11 protein-coding genes are annotated in these 17327 nt (G+C 42.1%); 7 read left to right on the forward strand and 4 right to left on the reverse strand.

The features are described from left to right. Positions 1-118: 118 nt before the first annotated feature. The 7 genes from L4D78_RS26460 (at position 119) to L4D78_RS26490 (ending at position 9942) form a co-directional block, all read left to right on the forward strand. Entirely contained in the window at positions 119-1333 is a 1215-nt protein-coding gene (locus tag L4D78_RS26460) for a ribokinase (protein WP_428469699.1), read from the forward strand. Beyond that, entirely contained in the window at positions 1333-2274 is a 942-nt protein-coding gene (locus L4D78_RS26465) for a nucleoside hydrolase (RefSeq protein ID WP_428469700.1), read from the forward strand. Before L4D78_RS26460 ends, L4D78_RS26465 begins: the two co-directional genes overlap by 1 nt. Before the next feature lie 6 nt (positions 2275-2280). After that, positions 2281-3501 carry a NupC/NupG family nucleoside CNT transporter gene (locus L4D78_RS26470; RefSeq protein WP_428469701.1) on the forward strand — a complete coding sequence of 407 codons (1221 nt, stop codon included), beginning with the start codon at positions 2281-2283 and terminating at the stop codon, positions 3499-3501. A 124-nt stretch (positions 3502-3625) separates the two neighbouring features. Further along, a complete protein-coding gene (locus tag L4D78_RS26475) occupies positions 3626-4366 on the forward strand; it encodes an outer membrane protein OmpK (protein ID WP_428469702.1) in 741 nt (246 codons plus the stop codon). 233 nt (positions 4367-4599) lie between these two features. Next, the gene (locus L4D78_RS26480) at positions 4600-6279 is read left to right on the forward strand and encodes an RluA family pseudouridine synthase (protein WP_428469703.1); all 1680 of its coding nucleotides are present in this window, start codon (positions 4600-4602) and stop codon (positions 6277-6279) included. 397 nt (positions 6280-6676) lie between these two features. Beyond that, complete coding sequence (locus L4D78_RS26485) at positions 6677-8629, forward strand: DUF1800 family protein (RefSeq protein WP_428469704.1); 1953 nt, start codon at positions 6677-6679, stop codon at positions 8627-8629. A 2-nt stretch (positions 8630-8631) separates the two neighbouring features. Beyond that, positions 8632-9942 carry a DUF1501 domain-containing protein gene (locus L4D78_RS26490; protein WP_428460024.1) on the forward strand — a complete coding sequence of 437 codons (1311 nt, stop codon included), beginning with the start codon at positions 8632-8634 and terminating at the stop codon, positions 9940-9942. 65 nt (positions 9943-10007) lie between these two features. On the opposite strand, the gene L4D78_RS26495 is transcribed toward L4D78_RS26490, so the two are convergent. The 4 genes from L4D78_RS26495 to L4D78_RS26510 all read right to left on the reverse strand — a co-directional run bounded on the left by L4D78_RS26495 (position 10008) and on the right by L4D78_RS26510 (position 17179). After that, positions 10008-11132 carry a YibE/F family protein gene (locus L4D78_RS26495; protein ID WP_428469705.1) on the reverse strand — a complete coding sequence of 375 codons (1125 nt, stop codon included), beginning with the start codon at positions 11130-11132 and terminating at the stop codon, positions 10008-10010. A gap of 65 nt (positions 11133-11197) precedes the next feature. Then, the gene (locus L4D78_RS26500; RefSeq protein ID WP_428469706.1) at positions 11198-13426 is read right to left on the reverse strand and encodes a bifunctional metallophosphatase/5'-nucleotidase; all 2229 of its coding nucleotides are present in this window, start codon (positions 13424-13426) and stop codon (positions 11198-11200) included. A 473-nt stretch (positions 13427-13899) separates the two neighbouring features. Beyond that, on the reverse strand, positions 13900-16134 hold the full coding sequence (locus tag L4D78_RS26505) for a bifunctional metallophosphatase/5'-nucleotidase (RefSeq protein ID WP_428469707.1): 2235 nt from the start codon (positions 16132-16134) through the stop codon (positions 13900-13902). Between the two features lie 370 nt (positions 16135-16504). Beyond that, the gene (locus L4D78_RS26510; RefSeq protein ID WP_428469708.1) at positions 16505-17179 is read right to left on the reverse strand and encodes an SDR family oxidoreductase; all 675 of its coding nucleotides are present in this window, start codon (positions 17177-17179) and stop codon (positions 16505-16507) included. Between the last annotated feature and the right edge of the window lie 148 nt (positions 17180-17327).

Here is a 17327-nt window from a genome sequence, read left to right on the forward strand (position 1 = left end):
CATTGCAGGATATTTCAATTCGGACATAGCCTGTCCGAAGTTATACTTAATTTGTGTGAAGTGAATCGGTTTCTCTCCCTTCTTCTATCTAAAATACTCAGCATCTTCAGGAGGCACCATGCTCAAACAACAACGCATTAATACTCTTCGTTCAATTTTGTTGAAAGAGAAGCAGGTATCGGTCAATGACATGGCTAAACAACTAAAGGTAACAGATAGAACCATCCGAAGAGACTTAAAGCAATTAGAACAACTGGGCATTGCCGAGCTCTATTTCGGCGGTGCCAAGCTCGTAAACGTTAACAAAGCAGACTTATTTAAGCAGGTTGGAATGAAAACGATAATGACAACACTGTCGGAAAAATATCAAAAAGAAAACATGCCGACTGATTCAGCTAAACAAGATCACATTGGACTCTACATACTTGGCTCATTCAATATCGATATTGTTTCTGAGGTCGCCAACTTCCCTAAAGAAGGACAAACTATCCATTCTCTTTCCACCAACTTCTATGCAGGTGGAAAAGGTTCAAACCAAGCGACAGCTGCCGCCAATGTATGCGATGCCGTCCACCTTGGCGTCAAAATTGGCAAAGATGAATTTGGCACAAAGGCAAGAAATTACTTCTCCAGCACCAATATCCACTCATTTACCGTATTTGAAGATGAGAGTAAACCAACAGGCAATGCACAGATATTTGTCTCTAGAAATAGTGGCGAAAACTTTATTGCAATCGACCTAGGTGCCAACCTCACAATTACCGAACAAGAACTGGATCAAGAGTATGCGCTTATTCAAGAGAGCAAAGTATTCCTTACTCAACTTGAAAATAACTTCAGCGCAACTAAAGCTGCAATCGAATGCGCCAGTGCGACTCAATCATTAGTTATCGTCAACCCTGCCCCATACGTTGAAGATGTGAAATCAATCATGCACTTGATTGATATCATCACCCCTAATGAAACAGAAGCCCAAGACCTATCAGGCATTGAAGTTACTGATTTAGCTTCAGCCAAAAAAGCCGCTGAAGCTATTCATACAATGGGAACAAACATTGTACTCATGACAATGGGCAGTAACGGCGCTTTACTTTTTGATGGTGAACACCATCGCCACTTTCCCCCTTTTAAAGCTGTAGTAACTGATACCAGTGGAGCTGGTGACTCATTTAATGGCTCGCTTGCTGCGAGCCTAGCTAACGGTAAACCTCTTGAGTATGCCGTTAAATATGCCTCTGCGTTTGCTTCACTGGCAGTAGAACGCAAAGGCGCATCAAATATGCCTGAAGCCTCACTCGTAGAATCTAGAATGCAATCACAGGAGATCATGTAATGAACGTAACTTTTCCAACACTCACTCTCACCCAACGTATGTCATTGCTAGATACTCCTGCCTCAGGCAAGGTACCAACAGTAATAGATAGCGATACCTTCAATGAAATTGATGATCAATTTGCCATCGCATGGGCATTGCTACACTCCGAGCGTATTGACTTACAAGCGATTTATGCGGCTCCTTTTACTAATTCGATGTTCAACGACACTCACGAAGCAGTATCAGATCCTGAAGTAGGCATGACGCTCAGCTTTGAAGAAATTGAGCGTGTCTTAGAGCGTTTATCAATCGCTAACCCACTTCCAATTTTTAAAGGCTCGACTAAGTACGTAAAACAGTGTGAACAACCAGAACTATCTCCAGCGGTAAATGACCTCATCAAGCGTGCCCATCAATGCGAAGGGACACTGCAAGTTATCAGTATCGGTGCTCCAACCAATATCGCCCATGCTTTACTTGCTGACCCAAGTATTATTCACAAAATTCACGTGTTATGGCTGGGCGGACATAGTTTTGATTGGCCAAATACCGAAGAATTTAATCTACTGCAAGATATTGATGCAAGCCGTGTTTTACTTGATTCAGGTGTCGCTTTAACACTATTCCCGTGCATGGGCGTAACTAATACTCTCGCAAGTTCAGTACCAGAAATTCAACACTATCTAGCAGGTACTAGTGACATTGGCGATTACTTAGCCCAAGAAGCGCCAAAATGCCCGTGGATAGGCTTTGGCAATCGTAAAGTAATTTGGGATATTGCCCCTGTCGGTTATCTACTCAATGCTAACTGGTACACCCCAACGTTCTGCGCATCCCCAATTCTCAACGATAACTTAACGTGGAGTTTTGATTTACAACGCCACCCAATACGCGTCATCAAGTTTATCGAGCGCGATGAGTTATTTGTCGATTTATTCCAAACACTGATTAAGGCTTAACTACTAATGCAAACGTTAATAATATTAGTCGGTATAGTCGTATTGCTCGGCATCGCTTTTTTAGCATCATCTAATCGTTCAGCAATCAATTACCGAACGGTTTCTATTGCTTTATTATTGCAAGCTTCAATAGCGGCATTCATTCTATTTGTTCCAGCAGGTCAAGTAATCCTCATTGGTGTATCGGGTGCTGTAAGCTCAATCATGGATTACTCAGGTGAAGGGATTCGTTTTTTATTTGGTGATTTAGGGGCATATGGCTCAGGGTTCATCTTTGCTATTCATGTGTTACCTATCATCATATTTTTTAGCTCATTAATGTCAGTACTTTACTATTTGGGCATTATGCAGCGAGTCGTAAAATATATCGGTCTCGCGGTCAGAAAAATACTAGGTACCTCTCAGGCGGAATCAACAGCTGCTGCCGCTAATATTTTTATTGGTAACACTGATGTCTTTGTCATGATGAAGCCATATGCGCCTAAAATGACAAAATCAGAACTATTTGCTCTGATGACAGGCGGTTTTGCCTCGATTGCAGGCTCTGTGCTAGTTGGATTCGCAGGTATGGGCATTGAGATTAAATACCTCGTTGCAGCTGCATTCATGTCAGCGCCTGCAGGGTTACTGTTTGCTAAAATCATTTACCCAGAAACCGATGAACCTGCAACAGTAAACCTCAACATATACGATGATGAAGAGAAACCAATCAATATCATTGAAGCAGCAACTAATGGTGCCTTCACTGGTCTGAAGATGGCAGCTTCTATTGGTGTCATGTTGCTCGCTTTAATTGCCCTAATAGCAATGTTTAACGGTATGTTAGGCGCAGTATTTGGCCTTGTTGGCATTGAAGGCCTAACCCTACAGAAAATTTTCGGATTTATGTTTGCGCCAATAGCGGCACTATTGGGTATTCCATTTGATGAGGTTTTAATTGCTGGTAACTTTTTAGGCCAAAAACTGGTTCTAAACGAGTTCGTCGCTTTCATGAGCTTTTCGGAAGTACGTGAAACACTAAGCCCTCATACACAAGCCGTTATCACCATGGCACTAGCTGGTTTTGCTAACCTGTCAGCCCCTGCCGCTATGATTGGTGTACTTGGTACCATCGTACCAGAAAAGAAAAAGTTTATTGCCTCGATGGGTGTCAAAGTTATTCTAGCAGCAACCCTTGCAAATCTTATGAATGCAGCACTGACCGGCTTATTCTTATCAATGATGTAACCCTTACCCAATAAATCTATTAGATACCTCAAGCGAGGTATCTAATAAACAATTCACACTTGGCGTAAATGCGCCAAGTGCGGTTTTCTGCACCTAAAAAGTACTATTAATAAAGGCTTTACTAATGAAACGTATATTAAAATCAGCAGTTCTACTTGGTTCATTATTATCATCCGCCGCAATGGCTGATACCTATTCAGGCTGGGGAAATATTCATTACGATTACCAAGCTTGGGGGCACGGTGTTACCGAAAGCGACTTTTCACAATCACTCGTTGGTATTGAAGGCGGTTTTAATTTTGAGTGGGGCGAAGTGTTTGGTTTTTATGATTTCGAAGGCCTTGATCGTGACTCAGGAGAACAAACTGCGACAATGAGTTTACAAGCCCATACATATCTGGGGGACTCCGGCTTAAGCTTGTTTACCAAAGTTTATAGCACCCAAGGTAAAGAAATAAAAGAGACTAACAACTTCCTTGGCTTCGGTTATGTCGGTATTGGTGGAGATGGCTGGTGGTTTACGCCATGGCTAGCAGGTAACTACACGACTGTTTATAACGAATTTGCTGAAACAACGAATAGCAACGGGTTTAATGGCGCTACTTTAGGCTGGAGCGCAGGCTATGCTTTCGAAGCTTTTGGACAGTCACTATTACTGAGCAATTGGACAGAGGTTGAATTTCTAAGAAACGATGACTATGCACAAAACAATAACGGTGAGTCCGGTATTAATGGCGGCCTTAACTTAGGCTGGAATATTACCGATGATATCAATGCCACGTTAATGTACCGCTACTATTACAACAAACTTGGTGCAGATGGTTACGGTGATATCTTGATCTACCGCTTAGCCTATATGTTCTAAGCTGAAATGCTTATGCTCTCAGTGCTTATCTATTCATACTGGGAGCATCTACCTTCCATCTGTTTCATATTAATCAACACCGTAAAACCCAAATACACGCACCATAGAATCAATACCTTACCAACTTAAAAGTATTGAGTAGTGATCTTACTGCGCTTAACAGTTAGAATTGCCGCCTTAATGCCCATGAAGCGTTGTGCTCTTAGGGCTCAACGTTTTATATAGATCACCATATGCACAGCCCAGCCCATTGTTTTACACCGTTTAACACTTCTATTGATGAATACACATTGCCTGAGCGGTTCACCTACCCGTTTTACTATGAACCTCACCCACTTTGCCTACTGGCCGCCGAAGAGCTACAACAGCATTTACACACGCAATCAGAATGGCAGCATAACTTCGGCTTAGAAGGCGAAATAGAAAATGCCATAGGTAAAATGTTTGGCGTACTGCTAGTCGAAAACACTAAAGGCGAGCTAGGCTACATCTCTGCGTTTTCCGGTAAAATGGCCGATAGAAATCTGCTACCGCATTTTGTGCCACCCGTTTTTGACATGTTGGCAGAAGACAGTTTCTTTTTAGCAGAACAAGCCGAAATTAATCAGATTAACGCTCAAATTGAAGCGCTGGAATCCAACCCTGCATTAACTCGTCTTCGTTTAACCTTGAAGCAAGAAAAACAATCAAGTGATGATGCACTGAAGCTACACCGTAGCAATATGGTTGAAGGTCGTAAGATCAGAAAAGCCAAGCGTACGGCTTCGGCTGAGCTACCCGAGGCCGAACGCCAAGCACTAAAACAGCAATTAAGCCAAGAAAGTGTGATTGAAAAACTACAACTTCGCGATTTAAAGCTGCATTGGGAAGCTCGTATCACGACAATTCAACTTGAACTCGATACGATTGTTGCGGAAATCACGCCGCTAAAAGCTGCTCGTAAAGCACAGTCTTCAGGGCTACAGCAAAAACTGTTTGATCAATACCGCTTTCTTAATGCCAATGGACAAGAAAAAAATCTGGGTGAATTGTTTGCCAATACTACCCAAGGTGTTCCACCAGCCGCAGCTGGAGAATGTGCAGCACCGAAGTTGTTGCAATATGCGTACAAATGGGGACTGAAACCACTCGCACTTGCCGAATTTTGGTGGGGTTTACCGCCTAAGTCATCTATCAGGCAGCACAGAAACTTCTACCCTGCTTGCCAAGGCAAGTGCCAGCCTATTTTAACCCATATGCTTGAAGGGCTAGAGGTGGATGAGAACCCACTACTGAAGAACCCAGCAGAAGGCAAAACCGTTGACATCATTTACCAAGATGATGATATGGCTGTTGTACATAAGCCCGCAGAGTTCTTATCCGTTCCGGGCAAAACCATCGAAGACTCTGTTTACTTCCGCATGAAGCAGCTATTTCCCGATGCAACTGGCCCATTGATTGTGCATCGCTTAGATATGTCGACATCTGGCTTGATGGTGATAGCGATTAGCAAACGCGCGAACAAGAGCTTACAGAAGCAATTCATTCAACGCACAGTAGAAAAACGCTACATTGCCTTAATTGATGGCTTACTAGAAAAAGATGATGGTCGTATTTCACTGCCAATGCGTGGCGATCTTGACGATAGACCACGCCAACTAATTTGTTTTGAACACGGAAAGCCTGCAGAAACTACCTGGAAAGTGATTGAGCGTAAAGATAACCGTACCAAGCTTTACCTTTCCCCGAAAACAGGCCGAACTCACCAGCTAAGAGTTCACTGTGCACACCCTATGGGATTACAGATGCCAATTATTGGTGATGATCTTTACGGAAAGAAAGAAAAACGTCTGCATTTGCATGCCGAAACCTTAATTCTGGATCACCCTATCACCCATGAAAGAATGACATTTCAGGTTAATGCCGAGTTTTAGTCATAAAGCGACAAATTATTGACTAAAACATTGAGGTTATATTATGGTCAGTACCCATTAAGGTGCTGACCGCAATTATATTTATCACTTTAACCCTTGAAAGAGATAATATATCAACCTCTGTGACCAGCTTAAATATGAAGCTGATATATTCCCAAAAGGGAAGTTACCTCTTCCATTTCTCTCCTATTCTGAATAAAGCTCACAGATTACCAATAAAACACCTAGTAATAGGTCAYCAATAACACCTCAAACTTAATTACAAATAAATCTTTGCTAAGTTAATTAATAGTCCTATTTCGTTCAGGGCTAATAGCTAGCAAACAAACATTGTAATTCCATCAAGGAAGAACAATACAATAACATATTGATTTAAAACAACTATGGAGTAAACACGATGTTTTTCAAAAATGTTCGATTTTTGAGGAATGCTATCGGCTTTTTACTCTTTCAAATTATTGCATTAAATGCAAACGCTGTTGATTTGATTGACAATGGTAGCGTCACTCGAGCAATAAACTACAACTACTTCCCATACTCAGTTGATGTAAAAGTAATTAAAGATGGTAACACTATTGAAAAATTTGAATGCCAAATCGAAAAGAAAAGGCATAACCGAAAATCACAGTGGCCATTTCATATTGCTCAATGCATTAATAACACAAGCGTAAATGTGCTTATTGGCCAGTTGCAAGCTGATGACACAATTCTTCCGATAAAATCAACAACTGAAAATATATTTTGGAGTCCGGATAATACTTATAGCCTACAGTTTGAACTAATTGATATAGCTCCTCCGCTCGATTTCCAAAATGCCTCCCGGCTATTAGAGCGCGGGACATTTGGTCCTACACAAACGGCTATCAATGAACTAACAGGAAAAACAGCCGAGCAGTGGGTTGATGAACAAATAGCCCTACCACCGTCTTATCATCTCGATGAGTATTTACGTGTTCAAACTATCCGTGGCGAGATCGGTGGAGGTATTCAAGAGCACCGTAATTATCGTGGTAATGCATGGTGGGGAATAGTCCTCAATAACGATGACCAATTACGCCAACGAGTCGCTTTCGCACTAAGTCAATTGGTTGTTGTATCTCAAAACGATGCAGGGCTATCGGGCGATGACCGCGCCAAGGGGTTGGCCATTTATTACGATATTCTGGTACAGCATGCGTTCGGAACCTATAAAGATTTAATGCGTGATGTCACCTACTCGCCCGCAATGGGACGATTCTTAACAATGGCAGGAAACCTACCGCCAGATCCAGAGCAAAATCGTTACCCAGACGAAAACTATGCCCGTGAATTATTACAGTTATTTTCTTTAGGGGAATGGAAAACGTCTTATAGAGGGGCCACCAAGAAGGATAAAGAAACTGGCGCGCCCATTCCAGCTTATACCGAGCAAGATGTTCAAGAGCTCGCAAGGCTATTTACTGGCTGGGATGAGGTTAACGGCCTTCTGAGTCCGATGGAGGTCACCGCTGAAAACCACGACTCTGAGCCCAAGCGCATTCTAGGTAAAAACTTCCCCGGAAATGAAACTGCCGATGAAGAGCTTGAAAGGTTACTTAATATTTTGGTGACAAGACGTGAAACGGCAGTGTTCGTTAGTAAGCACCTGATCAAACAACTGGTGACATCTAACCCTGACAAAAATTATGTTGATCGTGTTGCTAGGGTCTTTAATAGTACCCAAGGTGATCTCGGTGCTGTGGTAATAGCCATTCTCACCGATCCACAACCTTATGACTTCGACCCAATAACCGTATCTAAAGCTCGTGAGCCAATTCTCACTACCGCAGCTTTATATCGCGCATTTAATGGTGAAATGGGTGATAACTACCCACACCACCGTGATACTTCACTCGGCTATGGGTACGACAGTCAATACTCCCCAGAGGGTCACCGCTTTTCACAAGGTCCACTAAGCGCACCTTCGGTGTTCAACTTCTTTCCCGCAAATTACACTCCTAGTGGCCCACTCGAAGATAACAACCTAATTAGCCCCGAGTTTGCGTTATATACCTCTGCTGAAATACCCAATTTATCTAACCTTATTTACCGCAAACTAAAAAGCGACACAACGCTTGATGGCGATGTAACAGGGCTTGCCGATAATCGGCTTATTCTGAATTACTCTGCATTTACCGGACTTTGGACAGCCGATGACAAACAGGGTTTTCTTGACCAACTCGCCAACACACTCTTTGATGGCGAGTTAACACCGCAGTTAGAGCAGCGCTTAAGCGACATTTACGATGCAATGTCAAAAAGCAATCATAACAACATGTACAAAGTTTTCTGGATGGCAGCTATGTCACCCGAATTTCAAATTCAGGAGTAATGATGATGAAATTATCGAGACGTCGATTTTTACAACACAGTGCCCTGATGACAGGGGCAAGTACGCTACCAATGGCGTTTACGCTCAGTAATAAAGCCTATGCAGCAACAGACTATAAAGCGCTTGTTTGCGTATTCCTACGTGGTGGTAATGACTCTTTCAACATGGTGATGGCGGGTGATGATGATATGTACGGCAGGTATGCTGCCCGTCGCCCTAATATCGCAATAGATAAAGCCAACCTGCTGATGACAGGAAAAACAGATAACAATGGCGTACCAATTGGTCTACACCCTAATATGCCAGGACTACAATCGCTGTTCCAAGAAGGCATGGCTGCTGGGCTAATCAATATTGGTCCCCTTGTCGGCCCAGCGGGTAGCGGTGCTCCCAACCCAACCGGATTATTCAACCATTCCAAACAGCAGTATGCGTGGGAGAGTGCTTGGCATAATAACGATTATGCCGCCTTTGGCTGGGGGGGCTTGTTGATGGATTTACTTGCTCAAGGTGGTGTGATCCCTGAATTGGTATCGCTTGGCGGTAATAGTTGGCTATCAGGGGTCAATGTCAGTGATCTACGAACCAATACGCAGGGTTCTGTTGCAGGAGTTAACGCTTTTAATGATTCTTCAACACTCGAAAGCGAATATACTGAGATGGTTAATGAGGTATATCTATCGCCATTTCATCAGCAGTACCTCAAACAGCATGAGGACTTCCTCACCCCCTATAACAACTTCCGCTCACTGATTGAAGCAACACCGCTCGACCCTACCATCAGTCGTAACAGCTCACTTGGCGCGCAGCTATCGGCGGTTAAACGCATCATTGATGCATCAATAGCATCGGGCAGCGTTGGTCGTCAGGTGTTTATTGTTAACCAAGGCGGCTATGATACTCATTCCAACCAAGTACCACGGCATGAGTCTCTGTATACTCAGCTTGATACGGCATTAACCGAGTTTACTCGCGCCCTTGGTACCAACCAGCCCAATGTCACCGCTTTTACCATGTCAGATTTTGGTCGTACCATGTACAACAACAGTAACGACGGTACGGATCATGGCTGGGGAAGTAATCAACTCGTCGTGGGTGGTGGTGTACTGGGTGGCTGCTACGGCGCTTACCCCGACTTCAATGTTGGCAGTACTGACGATAATGGTAAAGGGAGGCTCATTCCAACCTTAGCGCACGAACAAATGGCTGCTACATTAGCGACATGGTTTGGGGTCAGTAATACTGGGGTAGAAACGGTATTTCCTACGACGTCTGCCAACTTTAGCACTATGAACCTAGGGTTTATGGGGTAAAGTTACACAACTGAGTTAATGAAAATATTAAAAGCGCGGTGTGTAAATCACACCGCGCTTCTCTTTTAATTAGCGTCTCTCTGGTAGATAACACTGGCAATAACCACAGTAAGAGGCACAGTCATGATCAACCCGATACTTCCCGCAAGACCATGGATCATCGCCAGTGATAACGCGGGGATATTCATAAACTGCATCAACGGCATTTGAAAACCCCAGACCATCATGATGGTAGTGAGTGCACTGCCAACAAAAGCCAATACTAAGGTATTCGTCATTGTGCCTAAAATATCACGCCCAATTCGAACCGTTGCCAGCAAGCGATCTTTCTCAGACTGCTCTGGTGATGCTTCACGTAGCTCATGGTAAGACGAGACCATTGAGATCGCGACATCCATAACTGCCCCCAAAGCCGATATCATAATGGCAACAAACAATAACCAGCGAACTTGTATCTGCCCTTGCCCGCCTAGATAAAGCAAGTCTTCACCTTTATCAAGGTATAAGCCATTTAACTGCGCCATTTCACCAAAGATTTGCGCCATCACGCCAGCAACAATAACCCCCGCAAGCGTTCCTAACATCGCAACCAATGATTTTTTGTTATAACCCGCAACAAGCAAAAAGTTCACAATGATCTTAATTGCCATTAGCCCAATAGTCACCAACACTGGGTTCATTCCCGCAAACAATGCCGGTATTAGCACACCGACCAGCAATGCACCGGTAAAGTACAGTGACACAACAGAGTTAACGCCTTGAATACCAGCAAGCAATACCGTTAAAGCTACGATAACCCCTATCATCCAATACACCGCCGATGAACGGTCATGGTTAAAAGGCCAGTAGATTGTACGACCCGCCTGCTCGCGGATCAGCATGATAAATCTATCACCTTCTTGGACATAAACATTGTGTAGCCGGCTTAGCTGGTTCTCGACTTCAACTTGCTTTCCTTGCTCATCACCGTCGAGCAGTTCGACCATTAACCGCTGACGGCCTGTCTTAATTGAAGGTACTAAATGATCGGATTGAGTACTCTCAGTTAAAACCTCTAGAACTTCTGCTTTTACAAATACTTGGTTACTGTATGCCGCAGGGCGAAAAGTTTCACTAACTGAAGGCGAGAACCACAAAATAGCCGTTGAAATTAAAAAGATAACAACAGGGAAAATTAATCGTTTCAACATTATTTTTTACCTAAATAAGAAGGCGCTGTTAGCGCCTTCTTTATTTATATGACTTAGCTAAGAGCTTAGTTTGGTTGATTAGTATAAACGCAACCGTTATATAAATCAGTTAGAGATGAGCTACCAGCATTCGGGTTAACGAACCAAGAGTTTTCATTCGTAACATTCATTGATACATTTATCGCATCACGGGCACCAGGGCCTGAGCGCATCACACAAATTTCTTTGTTTTGTAAGCGTCCCCAAAGCTCTTTACCCTCACCTTCACGAAGCGTTAAGATATCACCTTTAACATCATCCGCTACCACACCGTTAGCATCAGATGGACCGTACTGTTTGATGTACCAGTTATTGTTTTCAAACTCACTACGTTCTAACACACCTTTCTCGGCAACATAAGCCGTTAGCATGTCACGTACCGCGTAAATCTGTTCAGCAGAAGATTCCCAAATCACGTCTTCCTCTGTCACCCAGCCCACTTCTTTCATCGGCGAGCCAAAGCGGTAATCGTTAATCGCTAATACATATGTATTTGATTCTTCAAAAGAAGTACCACGAATCTCTTTAATTTTAACTCGTTCACCAACTTCTTTACTTAAATCAACCACGTAATGGATATCGCCATCGAAAATATCGTAGTTAAATGAAGGTACATCCGGATCAAATGAAACGGTAATATCACCTTCTTGATACGTATTAAAGTAGCTGTAAGACCACTCCATGTACTCTTTCAGGTTTTCACCTGTAATATTTACCGCAACAAGCTGGTTGTCATACATGTACAGGTTAGCACTGTCTTTCTTACGGTATTCTTGACCATCAAATAGATTTGAACCATCAGAGAATAGTGCAGCAGCAGATACATCTACCTTCACACCCGCTTTCTCTTCGATATTCATGATTTGAATTTGGTTGATCAGATCAGTCAATGGCATGTCAGACAATTTGCCATTATGAATCGTTGAATACAGGCGTAAACCTTCACTGTTAAGTACTTGCTCTTCACCTACCGCTTCATCGGCTTTACCATTTGCAGAGTTTGTGAAGTTACCAACCACTTTACCGATCATAATATTTGCATCAGTTACAGATTCATCATGAATATGCTGCATTTCATTTTGAAGCGCAGCATCTTCTTCAACATCAGCAACCGTACGGTTCGACATAGTTGTATCAACAATCTGCCATTTACCGTCTTGATCTTTTTCAAGCTCAATTTCAGCTTTCGCTAGTGCCCAGCCCCAGTTACCTGGTTCAATAACCTTCACTTTTTCATGACGGTTTTCAGCATTGTAAACACCAGACTTGTCTTTATCTTCCGCTTCGTTTTTATCACCAACAGAGATGTTTGGCATTTCTGCAGTACTGTCAGCACCTTTTTCAACTTGTTCGATAAAGCGAGCATGCTCGTGACCCATGAAAATCACATCAAACTTATCGGCAAGATCTGAAGCAATTTCATGAACACCACGGTCGTGTTCTTTACGACCATAGTGAAGCGCACCAATCACCACGTCAGGCTGGTATTGATCAATAACCGCATTTACGGTTTCTTCAATTGCAATATGCTCGTCTTTAAAGTCAAGATTACGGAAGTTCTCTGGGTTAGATGCATTCCACACTTTCACCCATGATGGAGTAAGACCAATAACCGCAACTTTTGCGCCATTGACTTCAAAAATTTGGTAGCCACGTAAGAATGGAACTTCCTCGCCATTTGACTGACAATCTTCTGAGTTTTTATCCCAAACGATATTTGACGAGATTACCGAGCCGTTAAAGCCTTCAAGGCTACGCTCAAGGAATGCGCGTTCAAAGTCAAACTCGTGGTTACCCGGTACCCACAAGTCATAATCCATGAAGTTCATGGTTTCAACAACAGGATGAATAGGTTCGTTATTGAATAGCTCTGCTGAGTTACCTTGTACTGTATCGCCAAGGTCAATCATTAAGAAGTTATCGTTGTTTGCACGCTCTTCATTAAGTAACGTCGCGATTTTAGTGAAGCCCGCGTTAACATCTACACCATCTAATGCATAATCGTAGGCAAAGATACGACCGTGCATATCACCTGTCGCACCAATGGTAATAGTTTGGCGGGTCAGTTGGTGGTTATCACCTTTTACGATAACCGATGGTGTCGGCTCAAACGTATTACACTCAACAATTGGTGGACGAACTGTTGGGTAATCCACTTCGTCACTTTTGTCATTCTTGTTACTGCTGTTACAACCTGCTAATGCTGTAATAATTGCAGCACTTAACGCTGCATATTTTATAGTATTTTTTTTCATTTCTCGAAAACCAATAAATAAGGAATATCAATACAGCGAGAAATATACGCCCAGTAAATAGAATAAAAACTCAAAAGCAATAGGAGGTGTAAATAAATGTAAATTTGGTAAGTTCGATAAATGAATCGTTAATTGTAAACCATTGCATGATGACTTTTTGTTTCAGAGTAACATATCAAAAACAATTTACCGCTCAGAAAACGAACAGGCAAACGGTTGCAATTGTGATCTTCCTCACGCAAATGTTTAAATAGAAAGAACGCAGATTAACTTGAAGGGTGATGCAAGTCACACAAAAAAGCAGATAAATACTAATCATATTTAGACAAATGTTAAAGCAAACGTTGTTTACAAAACGACAAACCATTAATGAGAATACAGTTAAATGGCTAACAAAATTGAGAATTGACGCTTATACCTTAACACTGAAACTAAAAAAGGCGCCGAAGCGCCTTTTATAAGATTATGAGTGATTACTGATTAGTGTAAACACAACCGTTGTATAACTCATCTTTCGTCGCATCAGGCTTATGGTTCGGATTTACAAACCAAGTATTTTCGTCAGTGATATTCATAGAAACGTTAATTGCATTTCGAGCGCCTGGCCCTGAACGCATCACACAAACCTCTTTGTTTTGCAGTCGGCTCCAAAGTGCCTCACCATCTGCGCCATCTTCACGAAGTTTAAGGATATCGCCCTTCTGCTCTGCTGCAACTTCACCGTTGGCATTTGATGGGCCGTATTGTGTAATATACCAGTTGGTATTTTCAAACTTGCTACGGTCAAGAACGCCAGTTTCAGCAACGTACTCTGTCAGCATATCGCGAACAGCGTAAACAGGCTCTGCAGAAGAATCCCAAATCACATCATCTTCAGAAATCCACCCTACTTTCAGCATAGGTGTACCTAATCGGTAGTCATTAATGGCTAACACGTATGTTTCTGACTCATTAAAGTCAGTGCCGCGAATTTGAGAAATCTCAATTCGCTCACCAACCTCTTTACTTAGGTCGACGGTATAGTGAATATCACCATCAAAGATATCGTAGTTGTATGATGGAATAGTAGGGTTAAATGAAACCGTTAAGTCACCCTCTTGATAAGTATTGAAGTAGCCGTAAGACCACTCCATGTACTCTTTCAGCTTATCGCCTTTAATATTTACGGCCACTAACTGGTTGTCGTACATGTATAGGTTAGCACTGTCTTTTTTGCGGAACTCTTGACCATCAAACAAGTTTGAAGCATCTGAGAATAATGCCGCGGCCGATACATCTACTTTTATAGGGTTGCCATCGGCATCAACCACCTTGTCTTCAATTTTGTTAATTTGAATTTGGTTGATCAGATCAGTCAATGGTGTGTCATACAACTTACTAGTATGAATAGTTGTATATAAGCGCAGGCCTTCACTGCTTAAGTGCTGCTCTTCACCGACGGCTTCATCAGCAAAGCCACCAGCAGCATTGGTAAAGTTGCCGATGACTTCACCAATTTTGATGTTTGCATCAACAACAGAGGCATCATGAACATGCTGCATTTCTTTTTGCAATGTTGCATCTTCTTTCACATCGGCAACAGTACGGTTTGACATGGTTGTATCAACAATCTGCCATTTACCGTTATTATCTTTTTCTAGTTCGATTTCAGCTTTTGCTAATGCCCAACCCCAGTTGCCCGGCTCAATAATCTTTACTTTCTCATGGCGATTTTCAGCGTTGTAAACACCAGACTTCGTTTTATCTTCTACTTCGTTACCAGCATCAACAGAAATATTTGGCATTTCAGCCGCAATATCTGCACCTTTTTCGACTTGCTCAATGAAGCGAGCGTGCTCGTGTCCCATGAAGATCACATCAAATTTATCAGCCAGTTTTGATGCAATTTCATGAACACCACGATCATGCTCTTTACGGCCATAGTGTAATGCGCCAATCACGACATCAGGCTGGTACTCTCCAATAACCGCATTAACTGTTTCTTCAACAGCGATAAGCTCGTCTTTAAAGTCTAAGTTACGGAAGTTTTCAGGGTTGGACGCGTTCCAGACTTTAACCCATGATGGCGTCAGGCCGATCACTGCGACTTTTGCACCATTTACATCAAAGATTTGGTAACCACGTAGGAATGGAACTTCTTCACCATTTGACTGGCAATCAGTCGCATTCTTGTCCCATACAACATTTGAAGATATAACCGAGCCATTAAAGCCTTCTAAGTTACGATCAAGAAAAGCACGCTCGAAATCAAACTCATGGTTACCCGGCACCCACAAGTCGTAATCCATGAAGTTCATGGTCTCAACAACTGGGTGTAACGGTTCGTTATTAAATAGTTCAGCAGAGTTACCTTGAACAGTATCGCCAAGGTCGATCATTAAGAAGTTTTCGTTATTTTCGCGCTCTTCATGCAATAAGGTCGCAATTTTGGTGAAACCAGCGTTCACATCGACGCCATCAAGTGCGTAATCGTAAGCAAAAATACGACCATGCATATCACCTGTCGCACCTATCGTGATGGTTTGGTGAGTCAATTGGTCATTCTCACCTTTTACAATAACGGCCGGTGTAGGTTCAAATGTTTTACATTCTGCAATAGATGCAATTTCGTTTTTTACTTCGTTCGTATTATTGTTATTATCGCATCCCGCTAATGCAGCAACGATTGCTACACTAAGCGCTGTATATTTTAAGGTATTATTTTTCATTTTTCGCAAACCAATAAAATTAAAAAAACAAACACTAAGAAATATACGCTTGCAAATAGAGTAAGTACTTAAAAAAGCATTAAAGAAGTTTCAATTTGTAAATTCAGTAAGTTCAATAAATGAATCGTTAATTGTAAACCATTGCATGATACGTAACCGTTAAAACCATACAAATGCACAACATGAATTTGTTCAATAAGAATACAGACGTTCTCACACAATTAATGCATAGAGAATAACGGTGAAGTACAAGCGATTTTACGCCACCATAGAAGACGGTAGTCGTAATAAATAAACTGAGGCTAGAGTTTGTGACTTAATGTAATTCGTAAACTGGCTTTGCCAAATCAATTAGCAAAGCCAAGAAAAACTATTCTAGTTCGACTTTAGGTCGGAATGTCATTTCATGCATAACAATGTCATCCGGCAGCTCTAGGATACAAGCCACTGTTTTAGCAACACTTTCTGGTGACATATATTCAGGCCGGTCAGCAACTCTAAAGTTAGAATCTGTTCCACCGGGGAACAATGAAGTGACTTTAATTCCATGTGGCTGAGCTTCTTTCATTAAGATTGAGCTAAACCCTGCTAGCCCTTGTTTCATCGCAGTATAAATGCTCATTGTTTCGTTCGCACGTTTAGCAACAGTACTGACGACATTAATGATGTGACCAGAGTTTAGCGGCTTCATCACTTTCAGTGCTTCGCGGCATAAGAGTGCAGGCGCTCTTAAGTTTATAGCGTATTGATCCTCAAACTCTTCGAGGGTAAATTCATCAATAGAGCACTTTCTTGAAATCATTCCTGCATTGTTAATAAGGACGTCCATTTCACCTAAATGCTGATGCGCTAGCTTAAACATTTCAAGCGTTTGTTCAGTACAACTTAAATCTGCTTGTAAAGTATGGCAGCCTACTGCTGTACTTAGCTCATTTAATTTGTCCTGATTCCGTCCTGTTGCAACAACAACATGTCCTTTTTTTGCTAATAGCTTTGTTAGTTCGTAGCCAATACCACTCGTAGCGCCAGTTATTAGAATGTTCATAATAATCCTATCCGTTGAATATTAAAGCCTGCTGAAAATAAATATATACACACACGAAAGCCCACGAAGCATTAATCAGCCTCTACCAGTAACTTATTAACCGTATGATTTTATATTATCATCAATTATATTCTGACTATATCTGTAC

This window comes from Photobacterium minamisatsumaniensis (assembly GCF_050336695.1).
Classification (GTDB): Bacteria; Pseudomonadota; Gammaproteobacteria; order Enterobacterales; family Vibrionaceae; genus Photobacterium; species Photobacterium minamisatsumaniensis.